19 protein-coding genes are annotated in these 18,706 nt (G+C 67.6%); 11 read left to right on the top strand and 8 right to left on the bottom strand.

What is annotated here, in order from left to right:
• Positions 1 to 11: 11 nt before the first annotated feature.
• Positions 12 to 1,184: a hypothetical protein gene (locus PV764_RS13975; RefSeq protein WP_421116889.1), complete on the bottom strand. Its 1,173-nt coding sequence runs from the start codon at positions 1,182 to 1,184 to the stop codon at positions 12 to 14.
• Between the two features lie 182 nt (positions 1,185 to 1,366).
• On the opposite strand from PV764_RS13975, the gene PV764_RS13980 reads away from it, so the two are divergent.
• The 11 genes from PV764_RS13980 (at position 1,367) to PV764_RS14030 (ending at position 12,016) form a co-directional block, all read left to right on the top strand.
• Positions 1,367 to 1,774 (top strand): hypothetical protein, encoded by a 408-nt coding sequence (locus tag PV764_RS13980; RefSeq protein WP_046273555.1) that lies wholly within the window; start codon positions 1,367 to 1,369, stop codon positions 1,772 to 1,774.
• Between the two features lie 30 nt (positions 1,775 to 1,804).
• On the top strand, positions 1,805 to 2,314 hold the full coding sequence (locus PV764_RS13985; RefSeq protein ID WP_080341545.1) for a YidH family protein: 510 nt from the start codon (positions 1,805 to 1,807) through the stop codon (positions 2,312 to 2,314).
• Between the two features lie 61 nt (positions 2,315 to 2,375).
• A complete protein-coding gene (locus tag PV764_RS13990) occupies positions 2,376 to 3,974 on the top strand; it encodes an arylsulfatase (RefSeq protein WP_421116890.1) in 1,599 nt (532 codons plus the stop codon).
• Complete coding sequence (locus tag PV764_RS13995) at positions 3,974 to 4,900, top strand: formylglycine-generating enzyme family protein (RefSeq protein WP_399617670.1); 927 nt, start codon at positions 3,974 to 3,976, stop codon at positions 4,898 to 4,900. Before PV764_RS13990 ends, PV764_RS13995 begins: the two co-directional genes overlap by 1 nt.
• A gap of 42 nt (positions 4,901 to 4,942) precedes the next feature.
• Positions 4,943 to 5,320 carry a DUF1622 domain-containing protein gene (locus PV764_RS14000; RefSeq protein WP_399617673.1) on the top strand — a complete coding sequence of 126 codons (378 nt, stop codon included), beginning with the start codon at positions 4,943 to 4,945 and terminating at the stop codon, positions 5,318 to 5,320.
• 43 nt (positions 5,321 to 5,363) lie between these two features.
• Complete coding sequence (locus tag PV764_RS14005; RefSeq protein ID WP_399617676.1) at positions 5,364 to 6,350, top strand: SphA family protein; 987 nt, start codon at positions 5,364 to 5,366, stop codon at positions 6,348 to 6,350.
• A 52-nt stretch (positions 6,351 to 6,402) separates the two neighbouring features.
• The gene (locus PV764_RS14010) at positions 6,403 to 7,221 is read left to right on the top strand and encodes a DUF2092 domain-containing protein (protein ID WP_421116891.1); all 819 of its coding nucleotides are present in this window, start codon (positions 6,403 to 6,405) and stop codon (positions 7,219 to 7,221) included.
• A 1-nt stretch (position 7,222) separates the two neighbouring features.
• Positions 7,223 to 7,753: a hypothetical protein gene (locus PV764_RS14015; RefSeq protein WP_421116892.1), complete on the top strand. Its 531-nt coding sequence runs from the start codon at positions 7,223 to 7,225 to the stop codon at positions 7,751 to 7,753.
• A gap of 81 nt (positions 7,754 to 7,834) precedes the next feature.
• Positions 7,835 to 8,383, top strand: coding sequence for a DUF4136 domain-containing protein (locus tag PV764_RS14020; protein WP_019184673.1), 549 nt, complete (start codon positions 7,835 to 7,837; stop codon positions 8,381 to 8,383).
• 127 nt (positions 8,384 to 8,510) lie between these two features.
• Positions 8,511 to 9,728: a BamA/TamA family outer membrane protein gene (locus PV764_RS14025; RefSeq protein ID WP_421116893.1), complete on the top strand. Its 1,218-nt coding sequence runs from the start codon at positions 8,511 to 8,513 to the stop codon at positions 9,726 to 9,728.
• Positions 9,719 to 12,016, top strand: coding sequence for a patatin-like phospholipase family protein (locus PV764_RS14030; RefSeq protein WP_421116894.1), 2,298 nt, complete (start codon positions 9,719 to 9,721; stop codon positions 12,014 to 12,016). Before PV764_RS14025 ends, PV764_RS14030 begins: the two co-directional genes overlap by 10 nt.
• A gap of 23 nt (positions 12,017 to 12,039) precedes the next feature.
• Here PV764_RS14030 and PV764_RS14035 read toward each other — a convergent pair whose 3' ends face one another.
• From PV764_RS14035 to PV764_RS14065, 7 genes are all read right to left on the bottom strand, one after another.
• Entirely contained in the window at positions 12,040 to 12,216 is a 177-nt protein-coding gene (locus PV764_RS14035; protein ID WP_019184670.1) for a hypothetical protein, read from the bottom strand.
• 22 nt (positions 12,217 to 12,238) lie between these two features.
• Complete coding sequence (locus PV764_RS14040) at positions 12,239 to 12,832, bottom strand: YSC84-related protein (protein WP_421116895.1); 594 nt, start codon at positions 12,830 to 12,832, stop codon at positions 12,239 to 12,241.
• Positions 12,833 to 12,858: 26 nt separating this feature from the next.
• Positions 12,859 to 14,301, bottom strand: a complete 1,443-nt coding sequence (locus PV764_RS14045) for a DUF1254 domain-containing protein (protein ID WP_421116896.1) — start codon at positions 14,299 to 14,301, stop codon at positions 12,859 to 12,861.
• Between the two features lie 39 nt (positions 14,302 to 14,340).
• Positions 14,341 to 15,165 (bottom strand): hypothetical protein, encoded by an 825-nt coding sequence (locus tag PV764_RS14050; RefSeq protein ID WP_399617694.1) that lies wholly within the window; start codon positions 15,163 to 15,165, stop codon positions 14,341 to 14,343.
• On the bottom strand, positions 15,162 to 15,311 hold the full coding sequence (locus PV764_RS14055) for a hypothetical protein (protein ID WP_261996769.1): 150 nt from the start codon (positions 15,309 to 15,311) through the stop codon (positions 15,162 to 15,164). Before PV764_RS14055 ends, PV764_RS14050 begins: the two co-directional genes overlap by 4 nt.
• 485 nt (positions 15,312 to 15,796) lie before the next feature.
• Positions 15,797 to 16,582 (bottom strand): DUF2092 domain-containing protein, encoded by a 786-nt coding sequence (locus tag PV764_RS14060; protein ID WP_421116897.1) that lies wholly within the window; start codon positions 16,580 to 16,582, stop codon positions 15,797 to 15,799.
• Positions 16,583 to 16,737: 155 nt separating this feature from the next.
• Positions 16,738 to 18,630, bottom strand: coding sequence for a DUF885 domain-containing protein (locus PV764_RS14065; protein WP_421116898.1), 1,893 nt, complete (start codon positions 18,628 to 18,630; stop codon positions 16,738 to 16,740).
• Positions 18,631 to 18,706: the final 76 nt, after the last annotated feature.

Below are 18,706 nucleotides of genomic sequence, written 5' to 3' on the forward strand. Positions count from 1 at the left end.
TCGGCCGGGAATCACACCAGGATGCCGATCAGCTTCTGTGCCAGCTCGTCCACGGACATGGCCAGCAGCACCAGCGGCAGCAGCGGCACGATGGCATGCAGCGCGATCCAGAGCAGGTTCCAGCGCGTCAACGGCAGCACCGACATGCTGCTCAGCCCTTTGTAGACACCGCTGAAATCGGCGAAGGCCGAGGCATCGCCATGGTCGAGCAGGGTGTCGGCGGCGGTGCCGTCCTGCACCGTGCGCTGCCAGCGCTGATCGAAGACCGCCGCGGCCCGGTTGCCCAGCGCATCGAAGCGATACAGCGCGTGGCGTTTGGCGCGCAGCATCATCGGCATCAACAGCAGCAGCGGCGCGGCCAGGAGGAGGGTCGCGCCGATCACATACCCGGCCAGCAGATGACGCAGGCCATACAGGCTCCCGCCCAGATACTGCATGTGGTTGAAGCAGGCGCCGGCCAGCAGCACGCCGCCGGCCAGCGCAAGAATGGCGAAGCGCTCCTGTGCCATGCCCAGGAACCCCAGTCCGCCCGCACCGTCCGGGTGCTCGGCATGCAGCACCAGGCCGGCGCGTGGCAGCCGCCACAGCAGGCAGGTCCACAGCACGAAGCGCCACAGCCACAGCAGTGCCACCAGGCGGAACAGCGGCACACCGACCCATTCGTACCAGCGCCCGGCGGCGGTCAGGCTGCCCTGGTCCAGCCGCCAGTCGGCGATGCCGGGAAGCAGGCTTACCGTATCGCTGCCGAACAGCAGCGGCGCCCAGGCGATCACCACGCACAGTGCTTCGGGCAGCCAACTGTCGCGCCAGCGCCGCACCCTGGCCAACAGCCCGTCGAGCGATTGTGGGTGGCGCGGGTGGACCAGGCTGGCGTGGGTCAGCTGGCGCAGGGCATTGCGCAGCAGTGCATCCGATCGGGGCGCCGCGAGCACCAGCAATGGCACGGCAAGCAGCAGGCGGGCCAGCGTGGCGTAGTCGCCCAGCAGCGACATCGACGGCGGCGCGGGCCACAGCGTACCGGCACGGGCGGCCAGCAGCAGCATCGGCCCGAACGTGACCACGACGATGCCCAGCGCGATCCACAGCGACAGCCGCGAGGTGCCGTGCAGCGCGCCGCTGGCATGCAGCAGTCGGTGTACCAGCCCACCGCGCATCAGCGAATAGGGGTCCTGGTCCTTGCGCATCGGATGGCTGACCGGGCAGTGGAGGAGGGCGGCGCACAGCGTCGCAGCGCGCTGGCACGGAGCATACCGCCGCCACCGTGGGCCGCGGGCGCAGTAAAAATACTGTGGTGCATGCAGTACTAACTCGATTGTGCGGCCTGCGCCGTCCGCCCAAGCTGGAGCCCTGACCCAAGGATCCCGCCATGCTCCTGGTGATCGATTTCCTTACGCGCTTCTGGACGGACATGATCGATCGCGCCGACGGTCCCATGACCTTCCGCTTCTTCCTGCAGCCGACGATGGCGCTGATCACCGCCCTGATCGACGGCATCAAGGACGCCAAGGCGGGCAGGACCCCTTACGCGTGGCTTCTGACCCACAGCCCGGCCGGCGAGCGCAAGGTCGCCTGGCGGCAGGGCGTCACCGCTACGACGCGGATCCTGCTGCTGGGTGTCGGCATGGACGTGATCTACCAGTTCCGCATGTTCGGCGGTTTCAAGTACCCGCTGGAAGCATTCGTGATCGCGGTGGTGCTCGGCTTCCTGCCGTACCTGGTCCTGCGAGGACCGATCGCCCGCATCGCATCGCACTGGCTGCGCCGCCGTCACTGACTCCCGATCCTTCCCCGCCACGAGCCCTCCATGAACGACACCGACCCGACCAAACGACTCAGCGACCGTGCCCTGAGCATCGCGCGCGCCAAGGAACTGCTGGGCGGCAGCGACGAGGCGTCCATCGAGCTGTCTTCGCGGCGGACCGGGATGTCGTTCCAGCGGACCCGGATGAGCGCGGACCGTACGCTCATGTCGATCATCCGCACGGCGCTGTCGCTGATCGGCTTCGGCTTCACCATCTATCAGTTCTTCGGGCACATGCTCGAGACCGGCACCGCGCTGCGTCCGCATGCGCCGCGCAACTTCGGCATCGCCTTGGTGGGGCTCGGGCTGGTGCTGCTGACCCTGGGCATCGTCTATCACGTGCGCTACATGCAGGGCCTGCGCGCCGAACGCCGGATCATGATCGGCGAAGGCCTGGTCCATGGCGAAAGCCACTATCCCGTCTCGCTCACCCTGATCACCGCCGGGCTGCTGTGGCTGCTCGGCCTGCTGGCGATCGTCAGCATGACCTTCAACGTCTCGCCATTCGCCTGACGGCCGTTCCCGCATGCCGGCACGGCGCCGGAACCCAACACGCATCCCCCTGGAGAGTGTCATGGCAACAGCAAAAACGGCAGCATCCCCCAAAGCGTCCGCAACCACGAAAGCCGGCAAGAACGGCAAGCGGCCGAACATCCTGGTGATCTGGGGCGACGACATCGGCATCAGCAACCTGAGCTGCTACAGCCAGGGCCTGATGGGCTACCGGACGCCCAATATCGACCGCATCGCCAACGAAGGCACGCTGTTCACCGATTCCTACGGCGAGCAGTCCTGCACTGCCGGCCGCTCGTCGTTCATCACCGGCCAGAGCGTGTACCGCACCGGTCTGTCCAAGGTCGGCATCCCCGGCGCACCGACCGGCATGAACGAGAAGCTGGTGACTATTGCCGCGCTGCTCAAGAACCAGGGCTATGCCACCGGGCAGTTCGGCAAGAACCACCTCGGCGATCTGAACCACATGCTGCCGACCAACCACGGCTTCGATGAGTTCTACGGCAACCTGTACCACCTCAATGCCGAGGAAGAGCCGGACATGTACGACTACTTCCCGGAGGAGGACTTCCCGAACTTCCGGAAAACCATGGGCCCGCGCGGGGTCATCCGCAGCTGGGCGACAGACAAGGACGATGCCACTGAACAGGAACGCTGGGGCAGGATCGGCAAGCAGAAGATCGAAGACACCGGGCCGCTGACGCCGGAGCGGATGGAGACCTGCGACGAGGATTTCGCGGCCACCGCCAAGGACTTCATCAAGCGCCAGCATGACGCCGACACCCCGTTCTTCGTCTGGGTGAACTTCACCCACATGCACCTGTTCACCCACACCAAGAAGGAAAGCCTCGGCCAGGCCGGGCGCTGGCAGTCGCCGTACCACGACACCATGATCGACCACGACAGGAACGTCGGTGAACTGCTGGACTATCTCGACGAGCTGGGCATCGCCGAGGACACCTTCGTGATGTACTCCACCGACAACGGCCCGCACCGCAACTCCTGGCCGGACGGCGGCACCACGCCGTTCCGCAGCGAGAAGGACACCAACTGGGAAGGCGCGTTCCGCATTCCGATGGTGGTGCGCTGGCCCGGCCAGATTCCCGCGGGCACCGTTGCCAACGGGATCGTGCAGCATCACGACTGGCTGCCGACCTTCCTGGCGATGGCCGGCGACCCGGATGTCAGCGAGAAACTCAAGAAGGGCTACAAGGCGATCGGGCGGACCTACAAGAACCACATCGACGGGGTCAACCTGACCGGCTACCTGACCGGAAAGGAGAAGGAGAGCCCGCGCAAGCTGTTCGTCTATTTCAGCGACGACGGTGATGTGATGGCCATCCGCTACGACAACTGGAAAGTCTCGTTCATGGAGCAGCGCTGCAAGGGCACGCTGCAGGTCTGGTCCGAGCCGCTTATCCGGTTGCGCCTGCCCAAGGTCTACAACCTCAGGACCGACCCGTACGAGTTCGCTGACATCACCTCGAATACGTACTACGACTGGTTCCTGCACCACGACTACATTCTGTTCGGGGCCTATGCGATCGCCGACAGGTTCGCGGCCACCTTCAAGGATTTCCCGCGGGTCCAGAAGCCGAACACCTTCACCATCGATGATGCGCTGGCCAAGCTCAGCGAAGCCTGCGCGGGCAATCAATGATGAGCGTCGTCGCCGACACCATGATCGATATCGCCGGCGGCGTCTTCGTGATGGGATCCAACGATCACTATCCCGAAGAACGGCCGGCGCACAAGGCGCGGGTGGCACCGTTCCGGATCGACCGGTACCCGGTGACCAATCGGGAGTTCGCACGGTTCATCCGCGAAACGGGCTACGTGACGGCTGCCGAGCGCCCGGCGGACCCGGCCGATTACCCCGGTGCGGACCCGGCGCTGCTGGTGCCGTCCTCGGTGGTGTTCGTGCAGCCCGCGCACGCGGTCGATCTGTCCAATACGCACAACTGGTGGCATTACGTGGCCGGCGCGGACTGGCGGCATCCCCGTGGCCCGGGCTCGTCGCTTCAGGGCCTGGACGATCACCCGGTGGTGCACGTGAATGTCGCCGATGCACTGGCGTATGCGCGCTGGGCGGACAAGGACCTGCCCACCGAAGCCGAATGGGAGTTCGCCGCGCGCGGCGGACAAGAGAGCGGCGAGTTCGCCTGGGGCGACAGCCTGGTGCCGGGGGGCCGCCATCAGGCCAATACCTGGCAGGGTGAATTCCCGTGGCACAGCCTGGACGAAGACGGGTACCGCTGGACCTCACCAGTGGGCAGCTTTCCGCCCAACGGCTACGGCCTGTACGACATGATCGGCAATGTATGGGAATGGACCGGCGACTGGTACCAGCAGCACGACCAGCTGCAGAGCAGGCCGTGCTGCGCGATCGACAACCCCCGTGGCGGCGCGCGCGAAGGCAGCCACGACCCGCGCGACCGCAGTGCGATCCCGCGCCGGGTCATGAAGGGCGGCTCGCACCTGTGTGCGCCCAACTACTGCCGGCGCTACCGGCCGGCGGCCCGGATGGCGCAGCCGATCGACACCTCCACCTGTCACCTTGGCTTTCGTTGCGTGGAGCGGGGATGAGCCGCCTCTGCCACCGCCAGGTGCGATACCGGAGCATCCCGCATGACGCCTCTGAAGGCATGGCTGATCGCCGTCACCGAGCCGGTCGTGGTCATCATCGATGCGATGGCACTGGTGCTGATCGCGCTGGCCACGGCGGTGGTGTTCGTGCAGGCGCTGCGGCTGGCGCTGCGCGGCCACCCGACCAACGTGGAGCGGCGCGCGGTGTGGCTGGCGTATGGCCGCTGGCTGGTGGCCGGGCTGACCATGCAGCTGGCGGCGGACATCATCGAATCCTCGATCTACACCGACTGGGATGCGATTGGTCAACTGGCCGCGATCGCGGTGATCCGGACCTTCCTGAACTATTTCCTGGAGCGCGACATCGAGGAGGTGCGCGAGCGGCAGCACGCACCGCGGCCCACGCCGGACCCGCCCTGATCCCGCGCACTGCGATTCCCCTTCCGTCCCGGAGGCCGATGCCATGAACACCCCTGCACCCACCATGCCCCGGCGCCGGCCGCGCGGCCCGCTGGCCCTGTGCCTGGGCGGACTGCTGGCGCTGGGCAGCGCTCCCGTCGCAGCCACTGAAGGTGCGCTGGGTCGCTCGATCACCGGCATGCAGATCACCTCCTACGCCGGCGTCATCCCGCCTGAGCCGGGCATGCAGTGGTCGCTGAGCTACATCCAGTACAACGGCAAGATCAGCGGCAACCGCCCGGCACCGATCGCCGGCCAGATCTCCTTGGGCCTGGAAGCCGACGTCAGCCTGACTGCCGCCACCGGCGTGTATGTCTGGCCGACCAAGGCCGGGCGCTGGAACTTCGCCTCGATGCTGACCGTGCCCTACATCGACGCCGACGTCACCGCCAACCTCGCGGGGCCGCTGGGCAACCGCTTCCAGGCCAAGGATCACGCGTCCAACCTGTTCGATGTGTACTTCGCCCCGGTGATCGCCGGGTACCACATCAGTGAGGTGGAGCATCTGTCCTTCGGCGTGTATGTGTATGCACCCACCGCCAAGTACGACCCCGACCGGTTGGCCAACCCGGGCATGAACATCTGGACGTTCTCGCCCAGCGTCGGCTACACGCACCTGTTCCAGAAGGGCACGCTGGAATTCAGCGTGCTGGGCGCCACCGACTGGTACACCCGCAACGACGACACCGACTACAAGAACGGCGTGGTCGCCCGTGCGGACCTGCTGCTGGTCAAGCGCACCGCCAGCGGCTGGGGCTTCGGCGCGGCCGGCGGCTGGATCCAGCAGCTGCAGGACGACAAGGGCGACACCGCGGACCGCCTGGATGGATTCAAGGGGCGCTCGTTCGGCCTCGGCCCGGTGCTGACCTACGGCAGGAAGTGGTCCGGCGGCGAGCATCTGGATGTCTCGTTCCGCTATGTCGGCGAATTCAGCGTCAAGAACCGGTTCGAGGGCGATCCCTGGAGCCTCTCGATCAGCGGTGGCTTCTGATCCCGGCCGCGCCACTGCGGCCGCCTGTCTTCCGTCCTGTGGAGTAACGGTCATGCCCTCTGCCATTCCCCCCGTTGCCTGGTCGGCGTGCCTGCTGCTGGCCACGCTGGCGCCTGCGGCAGCCGCGGCCACCCGCGTCGCCGCGGCTGCCCCACCGGCGACTGCGCCGGCCGACCGGCCTGAACGCGATCCAGAGGCGCTTGCCGCGCTGGATCGCATGGGCGCGGCGCTGCGCGCTCTCAAACAGTTCTCGCTGACCTCCCAGGCCAGTACGGAGATCGTCCTGGATGACGGCCAGAAGGTCGAGCTGGACGGCGTGGTTACCTACAAGGTCAGGACGCCGAACCAGCTGTTCCTGGAACTGCGCAGCGATCGCCAGCTTCGCCAGTTGTTCTACGACGGCAAGTCGCTGTCGCTGTACTCCCCACGCCTGAAGTACTACGCCCAGGTGGATGGGGTGAGCGCCACGCTCGGCGAGCTCGTCGAAGACGCCGCCAGCCGCTACGGCATCGACATGCCGCTGGCCGACATGTTCCTCTGGGGCACCGACAAAGCCCCGAAAACCGCCATTCGCGGCGCGCTGCATATCGGCGGCGGCACCCTCGATGGCGAGGCCATCGAGCAGTACGCGTTCAAGCAGGACGCGGTGGACTGGCAGCTGTGGGTCAGCAAGGCGACTTCGTTGCCCAGGAAGCTGGTGATCACCTCGCTGGATGATCCGGCGCTGCCGCAGTACCGCGCCCAGCTGCGCTGGGATACCCGCACGCCGGTCGCGGCTACTGCATTCCAGTTCACGCCGCCGGCCGATGCGGCGCGGATCAAGCTGGTCCCGGTCGCGGTGGTGATCGACGCTGCCGGGCAGGAGAACTGACATGCGGACCGTGATCAATCGTTTCTTCGTGGCGTCCTCCCTGGCCGCCGGCCTGCTCCTGGTACTCCTGCTGACGGTATCCGCGCCAGCCAGTGCCCAGCGCGGCGGCGGCTTCCATGGCGGTGGTGCACGTGCCAGTGCCCACACCAGCATCAACCGGCCCGTGCAGCGCCCGCAGGGCGGCAACATCAATAGCGGCGGTGGCGGCAACATCAATCGCAACATCGATGCAAACCGCAACGTCAATCGCAACGTCAACCGGAATGTCGATCGCAACGTCAACGTCAACGTGGATTACCACGACGATCACTGGAACCACTGGGACGACCATCCGTTCGCGACCGCCGCAGCCGTGACCGCCGGTGTGGCGGTGACCTCGGCGGTGATCGGCTCGATCGTCACCTCGGTGCCGCCCAGCTGCGTGACCACCGTGATCAACGGCATGGCCTACCAACAGTGCGGCAATGTCTGGTACGAGCCGCGCTATGCCGGCACCACCGTGCAGTACGTGGTGATCAACCCGCCGCGCTGAACGCGCCTCGTCGTTCTGCCAGCCCACAGGACGGCTGCACACGCAGCGCGTCTTTCCATCCTGCCCCTGGAGACTCGCGTCATGAAAGCTTTTGCCATCGCCGTCCTGGCCACCTCCCTGGTCGCCTGCGCCTCCACCCCGACCGTCAAGACCGACTACGATCCGTCGGCCAGCTTCAGCTCCTACAAGACCTACACCTGGGCGATGAAGCCCGAGGCAAGCTCGCCGCTGGTGCAGCAACGCATCATCGACGGCATCAACGCCCGCCTGCAGGCCAAGGGACTGCGCGAAGCCCCCAACGGCGACATCGCGCTGGCCGCGCACATCGCCAACAGCCAGAAGCAGACCCTGGACACCTTCTACAGCGGCACCGGCATGGGCGGGTGGGGCTGGCGCGGCGGTGGCTGGGGCGGCGGCATGGCCATGGGCAACGCCACGACCACGGTGCATACGTATGACGTGGGCACCCTGGTGGTGGACATGTTCGATGCCCGCACCAAACAGGCCGTGTGGCGTGGTACGGCCAGCGGCACGGTGCCGACGTCGCCGGACAAGGTCAATGCGGCGGTGGAAGCAGGGCTGGACAAACTGTTCGCTGCGTTCCCGCCGGGTGCGACCGCCGCACGCTGAGTGCTGCGCCGAAGATGCAAACGCGTTCAACCGCGCGGGCCCGTCCCGGGCTGTCCCCCTCCCACCGGCACGGGCCCACGCACTTGAACTGACGGGCCGTCCTGCTTCCCATCCCTCGAGGTGCCCCGTGTCGATCGGCCATGCCGTACGCCTGGTAGTGCTGTTGGGCGTCCTTGCGCCCTGGAGCGCCGTTGCCCAGCAGGGCACCCAGGCAGCGCCCCAGCCAGTTGCGGCGCCGGTCCAGACCCGCGTGCCAGCGCCGGCGTCGACCGCGAAGGCTTCGTTGTTCCGTGACGCCGAAGATGGCCATTTCGACATGTCGCGCTGGCTGCTCGAGCACCGCGGCTTCCTGCCGGTACCGATCATCGTGACCGACCCGGCGGTCGGCAACGGGGGCGGTGTGGCGCTGGCGTTCTTCCATCGCCCTGCGGCTTCCGGCTCGCGAGGGGAGGGCGGTGCACCGAAGATGGTGACGCCGGACATCTATGGTGGCGGGGCGATGCGCACGTCCAACGGCAGTGAAGCCTACGGCGTGGGCGCGTCGCTGCATTTCGACGATGACCGCTGGCGTTACCGGGGCGGCGTGGCCAAGACCTCGTTCAACCTGGGCTTCTACACCCCGGGCACGCTGCTGCCTGCGCAGAAGATCGAATACAACATGGATGGCCTGATGTCGTTCCAGCAGGGGTTCCGTCGCCTTGGCGACCGCGACCTGTACCTGGGCCTGGCCTGGGTCTACATGGACCTGGACATCGGCTTCGATGTTGCCTCCGACAGTGACCGGTTCCAGCCGCACGAGCTGTCCAAGCGCAGCTCCGGCCTCGGCCTGTCGCTGGAATACGACACCCGCGACAATCCGTTCACGCCCTCCAGGGGCTGGCTGGGCATGGTCGAGGGCAACGTCTACCTGCCGGGCATCGGCAGTGATGCCACCTTCCAGAGTTATCGCGGGCACGCCTACGGCTATTGGCCGATGGGCAGGTACTTCGTGCTCGGCGGCCGCGCCGATGCGCGCTGGGCCAACGGTGAAATCCCGTTTTACCGGCTGCCCTACATCGACCTGCGCGGCATCGGCTCGGCCCGTTACCAGGACACGCGCGCGGCGGTGCTGGAGAGCGAGCTGCGCTGGAACATGACCCAGCGCTGGGCACTGATCGGGTTCGTCGGCGCGGGACGCACCTGGGGGCGGCGCAACAGTTTCAGCGACGGCGCCAGCCAGGTCTCCAAAGGCGCGGGCGTGCGCTATCTGATCGCCCGCCAGTTGGGAATGCACGTTGGCGTGGACTATGCGTGGGGCCCGGAGGACGACACGTTCTACATCCAGGTCGGCAGCGCATGGCGTTGATAGGCCACCCCCAAACATTTCCGCGTGCAGCATCGCTGCTGCTTGCAGGGGCGTGTGCGGCCGGTGCACCTGCACCACTGCAGGCCGCCGAGCCGGTCGCGCCGGCCGTGGTGGCCGGCGAGGGCAGCCACTGCGGCGTACGCGGTCCCGGCGATACCCGTCCGCGCATCGGGTTGGCGCTGGGCGGCGGTGGCGCGCGCGGCATTGCGCATGTGCGCATCCTCAAACAGCTCGAGGCGCTGCACATTCCGGTGGACTGCATCGCCGGCACCAGCGCTGGCGCCCTGGTCGGCGCGCTGTATGCCTCCGGCTCCACGCCCGGGCAGATCGAGCAGGTGGTGCTGAGCACCGAGTGGTTGAGCCTGTTCACCGATACCCTGCCGCGCCGCGAGCGGTCCCTGCGGCGCAAGGCAGACGACTACGCACAGCTGGCCCCGATCGGCATCGGGCTGGGCGGCGAGGGCAAGGCGGTGGCGCTGGCCGGCGGCGTGTCCGAGGGCGAGAAGCTGATCGCGCTGTTCGAGCGTGCCACCGGCGGCAGCCGGGTCAGCGGCCGCTTCGACGATCTTCCCATCCCGTTCCGCGCAGTCGCCACCGATATCAACACCGGGCAGCCGGTGGTGCTGTCCGAGGGCAACCTCCCGATGGCGATGCGCGCGAGCATGTCCCTGCCTGGCATCTTCCGGCCGGTGGTGATCGACGGGCACGTGCTGCTCGATGGTGGACTGTCCAACCAGGTGCCGATCGACGTGGTGCGCGCGATGGGTGCCGACCGGGTGATCGCGGTCGACGTGGGCACGCCGCTCAAGCCGCTGGATCGCGATGCCAGCCTGGTGGATGTGATCAGCCAGTTGAGCGGCTTCCTGACCACCCGCAGCGCCCAGACCCAGCTGGACAGCCTGGGCACGCAGGACCTGCTGATCTCGCCGGACCTGACCGGCAAGGTTGCCACCGGCGATTTCGACAAGGCGCCCGAAGCCCTGCGGATCGGCCAGCTCGCTGCCGAACAGGCCGCCCCGGCGCTGCGCGCCTTCGCGCAGAGCCCGCAGGTATATGGGCAGCTGGCCGCGCAGCGTGTGCAGCGCGAACGTCCCGTCGGCACGGACCGGATCGAGTTCGTCGAGGTGGAGAACCACACCGGCTACGCCGATGCACTGCTGCTGAGCTACCTGCCGGTCCAGATCGGCGAGCCGCTGGACATCAAGGGCATGCAGGCCGGTGTCCTGCGCGCCTACGGCATGGGTACCCTGGCCAGCATCAACTACGACGTGCGCGAGCGCGATGGCCACACGGGTGTGTTCGTATCGGCCTATCCCAAGCCGAACGGCCCCATCTACCTGGAGGCCGGGTTGAGCCTGAGCAACGATCTGGAGGGCAACCACGAAAGCAACCTGCGTGCGGGACTGCTGTTCTCGCCGCTGTCGCCCTATGGTGCCGAGGCGCGCATCGCCCTGCAGATCGGCAGCGAGCCGGGGCTGACGGGGCAGTACTACCGTCCTTTCGATCTGCACAACCGCTACGCCTTCCAGGCCGGCGGCGGCTTCCAGACCCGCAGCTTCAATCTGTATGACGAAGAAGGTGACAAGATCGCGCGCTATCGGGTGCGCCGTACCGGCGGCACGCTGGCGCTGGTGCGCAATGTGTCCAATGTGCTTGCGCTGTCGGTCGGGGTGGAGCGCTATACCGGCAACGCCGAGGTAGAGGTCGGTGATCCAGCCATCCCGCGGGTGAACTTCGAGGAGGGCGCCTGGATCGCGCAGGCGACGCTGGACGACATCGACAGTGTCTACTTCCCGCGCGATGGTTACCTGGTCAATGCCGGCACGTACCAGTCCAGCCCCAGCCTGGGTGCCGATGCGCGTTTTGGCCAGCTGGATCTGGATGCGGTGGCGGCCCGGTCGTTCGGCCGGCACGCGCTGCAGCTGGGGCTGCGCTATCACGTGACATCCTCCGGCACGGCGCCGGTGCAGAACCTGTACCGGCTCGGCGGCCGCTGGCGGCTGGCCGGCTTCCAGCACAACCAGCTGACCGGGCAGGACTACGCCCTCGGCTTTGCCGGCTACACCTACGAGCTGGGCAAGCTGCTCGGCCGCTCAGCGCAGGTGGGTGGCACGGTGGAGTACGGCAACGCCTGGCAGCGCCGCAGCGACATGTCCTTGAGCGACGGTATATGGAACGGCAGCGTGTTCCTCGGCTTCGACTCGTGGATCGGCCCGTTGATCTTCGGCATGGGCTTCCGCGAGGGCGGCGAGAACGTGGTGTTCATCGAGCTCGGGCAGTCACTGTGATGCCGGCCAGCGGCCGGCACTGCTCACCACACCTGCGAGAGGATCACCCCGAGCGCGCCGCACCAGCACACGATCACGAACCAGGCCAGCACCGCATTGGCACTGAGGCCGCGGTGGCGGACGAACAGGCTCAGCACCAGCGCGGCCACCAGCGGCAGCACGAATAGACTGACGATCCAGACCAGCGGATGGCCGTGCATGGAAGCTCCTTGGCCTGTCGGCTCAGTTCAGGGCTTTATCGGGGTAGTAGCGGGTGCCCTTGACCGTCAGTTCCGCGGCCAGGCCGCTCTCGGTCATCTGGTAGACCCACACGTTGTCGGAGACCTGCACGGCGCCGGTGAGGCCGCCGCCGGCCTTGTCGACCTTTGCGGCCAACGTGGCCTGGCCGCCGATTTCGATGCCGCGGGTGATGAAGTCCTGGTATGCCTCGGGTGTCCTGAACACCCAGACCAGATCGAAGGTCTTGGCGCCGAATCCCAGGCCTGCCTGGATCTCTACTATGCGCATGAAGGTTTCCTGTCCACTGCGGTTGTCGATGGCCACGCCATGCCCACCACCGCCGCCGGCGATCAGCACCTTGACCCCGAAGCTGCGGAACACCGCATACCCGGCGGCCTGTTCCACCGCCTGGCGGGCGCCGGGCTGGGCCGCGTACAGCCGCGACAACACGGCGGCGGTGGCGGTGCGCGCCTGGTTCTGCGCCTCGCGTTTTTCCGTTGATGGCGGCGCATCACTGCGCGCGGGTGCACTGGAAGTGCAGCCGACAACAAGAACGCTGGCCAAGGCCAGCGCCAACACGGGTAGGCAGAGTTTCATCACGGCACCTCCGGAAACAACAGCGGTCACTGCACCCGCTCGATCTGCGGCGAGGTCCACTGGCCCTGCAGCAGCGCAGGCTTGGGCCAGTAGTAGCGCATCGCGGCCATGAACGGGCCGTTGGGCGCCGGAAGCCAGTTGCTCTGTTTGTCCGGCCCCGGCGAGTCGTGCTGCAGGTACAGCGTGACGCCACCATCAGCGTCTTTCTTGAGCTGCGGCAGCATCGCAGCATTGATCAGATAGCGGTCGATCGGGTTGGCCACCAGCAGCTGGCCAGGCAGGTCATACATGGTCAGCGACCAGAACGCGTTCACCGGCGGCAGGCCGTCCTTGCCGAAGCGCAGCACGTAGCGGTGCTGGCTGCCGTCCAGCGGGGCGCCGTCGGCATCCTTTTCGTAGATGGGATACAGCGCTTCGTCGCGCGAGTTGGCGCCGATGCCCATCTGGGTGCCGGTGGCGCGCGCGACATAATCGTTCTTGAGGAATTCGCGGGTGCCGAACAGCGTGTCCATCTTCCCGCCCAGCCCGCTGCGGCGCGCGTCGATGTCATGCTGGCCATCGGCCATCCCGTCCTTCAACGCCTGCAGCGTCGGCGGCGGCAGCGCCGCCACGTCCAAGGGCTGCCCCGGCACGATGCCGATCCGGGCAAAGCGCGCGCGCAGGTCCACTTCACTGGGGTGCGGCGGGGCGAACTGCAGCAGGAACGCCAGTTGGCCGAAGAAGGCCGGCGAGGTGCGTGCCTCGCTGCCGGACAACGGCGTGGGCCAGTCCACTGCGGCCGGCGCCGGCGGGGCAGGTGTGCCCAGGTACGCCGACAATGGCTGCACCTTGTACCCGGCCTGGATGCGTTTGACGTTGTCCAGGTCGGCGGGGTTGAACAGCTGCGTGCGCCCGACCAGGCTGACCAGCTGGGTTTCCGAACGGATCACCTGGGTGATCCCATCGGGAACGGCGCCCTGCCAGTCCGGGCCGGCGATCAGATAGTGCCCGCCCTCATTGCCGGTCGTGCGGCTGCCGATGTAGGCGAAGTTGTAGGTGTACAGGTCCATCAGCTGGAACACGAAGTAGCGCTCCGCTTCCATTTTCGGCACGGTGATCACCACCGGCTCGGCGCGCAGGTCCAGCCCGGCGAACGAGTAGGGCGTGTCCGAGTTGGGCGTCACGAAGGCGGTGTCGGCCGGGGTAAACACGCGGGCGATGTTGAGGATGGTGTTGAACGGCCCCTTGTACTGCGGGTTGGCGGTGTCGATGCTGAAGGTGTGCATCGTCTGGTACTCGCCCAGCATCGGGACGCCGTACACATACGCATCGCGGGCGATCGCGCGCGTATCGGCGGCGGCGTCCGCGGGCGGCTCACTCGGTGCGGTCGTGGCTTGGCTCGATGGCGCCGGCCTGCAGGCGGCGACCAAGGCGAGGATCGCCCCGGCGATCGCTAGGGCGGTGGCGGTGCGCAGCAGTCGCATGATCATGTCCTCTTCAGTGCGCGCACCAGGTGGCGCGCGTCGGCATCATTCGGGGAAGACCAGGGTCACCATCATCCGCGCGGTCCAGCGGCTGGCGTACTGTGGGCGGTCAACGTTGTAGAAGCCGCCCACTCCGATGCTCACCGGCGTGTGGCCCAGCCGCAGCACCTTGGACACGGTCGCTCCCAGCGGCACCGTCCATGCGTCGCCGCTGTCGGCCTTCCAGTTGTAGTTGGTCTCGGAGGTGAAGCTCAGCGACCAGCCCTGGGGCAGGTTGCGGGTGAGGAAGGGCTGCACGCTGGTGCTGCTGACATCCTCGCGGTCGCTGTCACCGCCCACCGACCAGACATGGTTGGCCAGTGCACCGACGGTCCACTTCTGCGTTTTGTGCACCACGATGAAGGCCGGGCCGAGCGAGTATTTGCCCGTGCCCAGGCTGTCGTGCGAGGCGGTATCGAGCAGCGCGGCGAAGCCGAAGCCGACCTCGGTGCCATGTGCCTCGGAGGCGGTCTTGGGGATGTAGTACCCCTGCACGAACAGATCGCCGGTCCCGTGCTTGTCTTCCGGGAACTGATTCCAGCTCAACGGCAGGATCGGGCGCAGGATGAACTTGCCGTTCTCACCGACGAAGGGAATCACCGGCTGGATCTTCAACTGCTGATTGTGGACGTCGCCGCCCGGCCCGACCGAGCCCTGGTAGTTGTACTGGAACGGCACCGAGATCAGGGCCGCCCCGGGGTCGGCGAGCTTGCGGGCGATGTCATCGGAGGACGCCGGGCCGGCCGGCGCCTCCTGCGCGGCCAGCGGCGCCGCGCAGGCGATGCCGGCGAGCAGCGTGAGCCGGGACAGCGCTGGGGGGCGGCAGATCATTGCGGTGCATCCACGACCACGTACTGCACGGTGGTGCCGGAGTAGCGCGGTTGGTACCAGGCATTGTCACAGCGCTGGTAGCCCAGGCCGTTGACGATGACGGTGCTGCAGTCCACCGGCAGCGAGTACACCACCGAACCGATCACCGCCGAGGTGACCGCGACGCCGGCGGTGAATGCCGCGGCATCCCAGAACGGGTGGTCCCAGTACGGCGGCGGCGGGTACGGCCCGGGACCCGGCGGGTGCGGGCCAGGACCTGGACCAGGCCCAGGCGGATGCGGACCCGGCCCCGGACCCGGACCCGGACCTGGCGGATGAGGTCCCGGCCCGGGTCCCGGCCCCGGAGCAGGGTGGGGACCGGGACCCGGACCAGGATGCGGACCCGGCTCGGGGCGGGGCCACGGACCGGGATGTGGCGAAGGGCCTGGCCCCGGCGGATGCGGCGCGAAGCCGCCACCGCCGTGCGCGAAGCCTCCGCCACCGAAACCGCCGGCATGGGCGATCGAAGGATGGGCAAAGCCGCGCAGGCCCGGCCGTGCCTGGGCATCGGCCGGCAGCAACGCGCTGCCCAGCAGCAGGGTGATCAAGGCGGGCGCCAGTGCGGCGCGAAGCGTCGAGGAACGGTCCATGCTCAGTTCTCCCCGTCAGGCGTGGTCTGCGCGGCCAGCGCGACCGGAACGAACACGATCTTGGTGGCCCCCTTGGGGTCGAAGGCCAGTTCCTTCGCGGTCACCGTGCGCCGCGTGTCCCAGTTCAACGTGGCCTGGTAGGTGGGCAGGGCCGGATCGCTGCGGCTGGTGATGGCCAGTTGCCGCGGCAGATGGGTGGCATCGGAGATCCAGACCTGCCAATCCACGCCGGGCTGCCGGAAGGCGTAATGGTGCGTGGCCTCGCCGCCGATGCGGGCACTGCCGACCAGCAGTGCCGACTGGAACTGATCGGTCGGGAACGCCGGCGTGCCCCACAGGAACAGGTCGGCCAGCGGCAGTTCGATGCCATAGGTGGTGGCCGATTCGGCCAGCAGCGCCTGGCTGCTCTTGTTCAATCCATCCAGCGTGGCGTAGTACTTCAGGCGCGGGGAGTAGATCGTCAGGGCCTTGCCGTCGTAGAAGAGCTGGCGGTGCTGCTGGTCGCTCTGGATTTCCGCGAAGAAGTGGTCCGGTCCAAGCACGCGATACGTGACGGTGCCAGGCAACGCGATTTTCTGGCCATCATCGAGCACATACTCGGTGCTGGTCGTGGCGCTGAGTGAGAAGTGCGGCAGGGCGCGCAGGGCGGTGCCCATGCGGGTCAGGGCCTGGATCGCCTCGGCATCGATCGTCGCCGGCGCGGTCTGCGCGGCAAGCGGCGGCGGTGACAACAGCAGCGGTCCGGCCAAGACCAGGGCCAACAGCAGGCGCGACGGGGTGCGCGGCATGACGGTCTCCAGAGTGTCGTCGATGGGCCGCGCGACCGGCCGGCCCTGTTGACACTCTGCGGACCGCCCACGCCGCGGACAACCGGAGTTACACGGTAAGCCGCTAGGTATTTATACGCAGTCGCCGGCCGCACACCGGCGCCTGCGCGGTGCGCTCAGGGGGCGCGGGCGGAGGGTGGCCCGCCGGCGGCGATCCAGTCCTCGACCGCCTGGCTGACCACCGTCATCGGCATCGCCCCATTGCCCAGGATCAGGTCGTGGAAGGCGCGGATGTCGAAGCGGTCGCCCAGTTGCCTGCGGGCGTGCTCGCGCAGTTCCAGCAGGCGCAGCTGGCCCATCTTGTAGGACGAGGCCTGGCCGGGCTGCACCAGGTAGCGATAGACCTCGATGCGGACATCGCCCGGCGTCATCCCGGTCTTGGCCTGCATGTAGGCCATCGCCTGTTCGGGCGTCCACTGCTTGCGGTGCAGGCCGGTATCCACCACCAGCCGTACCGAGCGGAACATTTCGGCCTGCAGCCGACCGAGGTCACCGGCGGGGTCGTCCCGATACACGCCGGCCTCGGCCATCAACTGTTCGGCATACAGCGCCCAGCCCTCGCTGAACGCACTCGGGTTGAGGCTGCGGCGCAGCATCGGCAGGTCGGTGAGGGTCTGGCCGATCGAGATCTGGAAGTGATGGCCGGGCGAGCCCTCGTGATAGGTGAGGGTGGGAATGCTCCAGCGCGTATTGGAGGTGATATCGCCCAGGTTGATGAAGAACGTGCCCGGCCGCGAGCCGTCCATCGCCGGGGGGTAGTAGTAACCGCCCGGCGAGGTGGCCTGCATGTGCGTGGGCACTGGCTGCACCACCAGTTTCTGCGCGGGCAGGTGGCCGAAGTAGGTGGGCAGGATCGGGCCCAGGTCGCTCAGCCGCTGCTGGATGTCGCCGATCAGCGCCTGGCGGCCGGCATCGCTGTCCGGATACAGGTAGCGCGGATCCTTGCGTAGCGTCTCGATCCGCGCGGCAACCGTGCCGTCGCGCAGACCCAGCTGCTTCAGGCGTGCATCCATGGCCTTGTCCAGGCGCGCGACTTCGCGCAGGCCGATCTGGTGGATCGCATCGGCATCCAGATCGGTGCTGGTGTACCAGCGCAGTGCCGCGTCGTAATACGCCTTGCCCTCGGGCAGGGCCCACACCCCCTTGTTGCCGGGATGGGTGGCCAGCTTGGCCTGCACGTCATCGAGCAGGCGCTGGTACCCCGGATTGACGGCGTCGCGCACGGCGGTGGTCGCCTCGGCGATCAGCTCTGCCCGGCGCGGGGCGGCGATGGCGGGGACCTTGTCCACTTTGCGCTGCAGTGACTGCACCCACAGGCTGTTTTCCGGTGCAGGCGCGAGCAGCGTACGGAACTGGTTGGCCGCCCCCTCCAGCGCCACCTCAGGCGGCACCACACCCTGGCGGGCCTGCATGTCCATGTTGGCCCGGACCTGGTCCAGCTTGGGCCCCATGGCCCGCAGGCGCGCGATGTAGTGGCGTGCACTGGTGTCATCGGTCACCGTGTGCTGGTTGTCCATGAACTGCGGCAGGTTGACCGGCAGGCTGAACAGTTGATCCACCGCGTAGGTGCTGCCGCCAACCGGCAACCATGCTGCGGCCCACGGCACCTCCATCAGATCGATCTGGGCCTGGTAGAACCAGCGCGCGAGCCCGTCGCTCAGACGCTGCTGCGGATCCAGTGGCGCGCCGTGCCAGGCCTTGATCTGGGCGAGGTTGTCGGCCATCGCGCGGCGGTTGACCTCGCGCCGCGCCAGCGAGACGTCGGTCAACTGGTCGGACAGATCACCCGCTGCGTCGCCGCTGATGCCCAGCATCGTGCGCAGTTCGGGATCGGCGTTGATCGCGGCCATCGTCTGCGCATCGAGCAGTGCGTTGAACGAGGCGGGGGCAACGGCACGTGAGTTCGCAGGCGTCTGTGCACGCGCCTCCGGGACAGGAAGGGCCACCGCGCCAGCGATGGCGAAGGCAAGCAGGGCAGGGGCAACGCGGGCGGGCGTGATCGGAAACACGGGGCGATCTCCGTTGGCGGGCAGGCTGCGCGAAGGCTACGCCTGCGCGTGTGCGCCTGCATCTGCGGATCGTCAT

It is taken from the genome of Stenotrophomonas sp. AS1 (assembly GCF_048957655.1).
GTDB classification, from domain to species: domain Bacteria; phylum Pseudomonadota; class Gammaproteobacteria; order Xanthomonadales; family Xanthomonadaceae; genus Stenotrophomonas; species Stenotrophomonas bentonitica_A.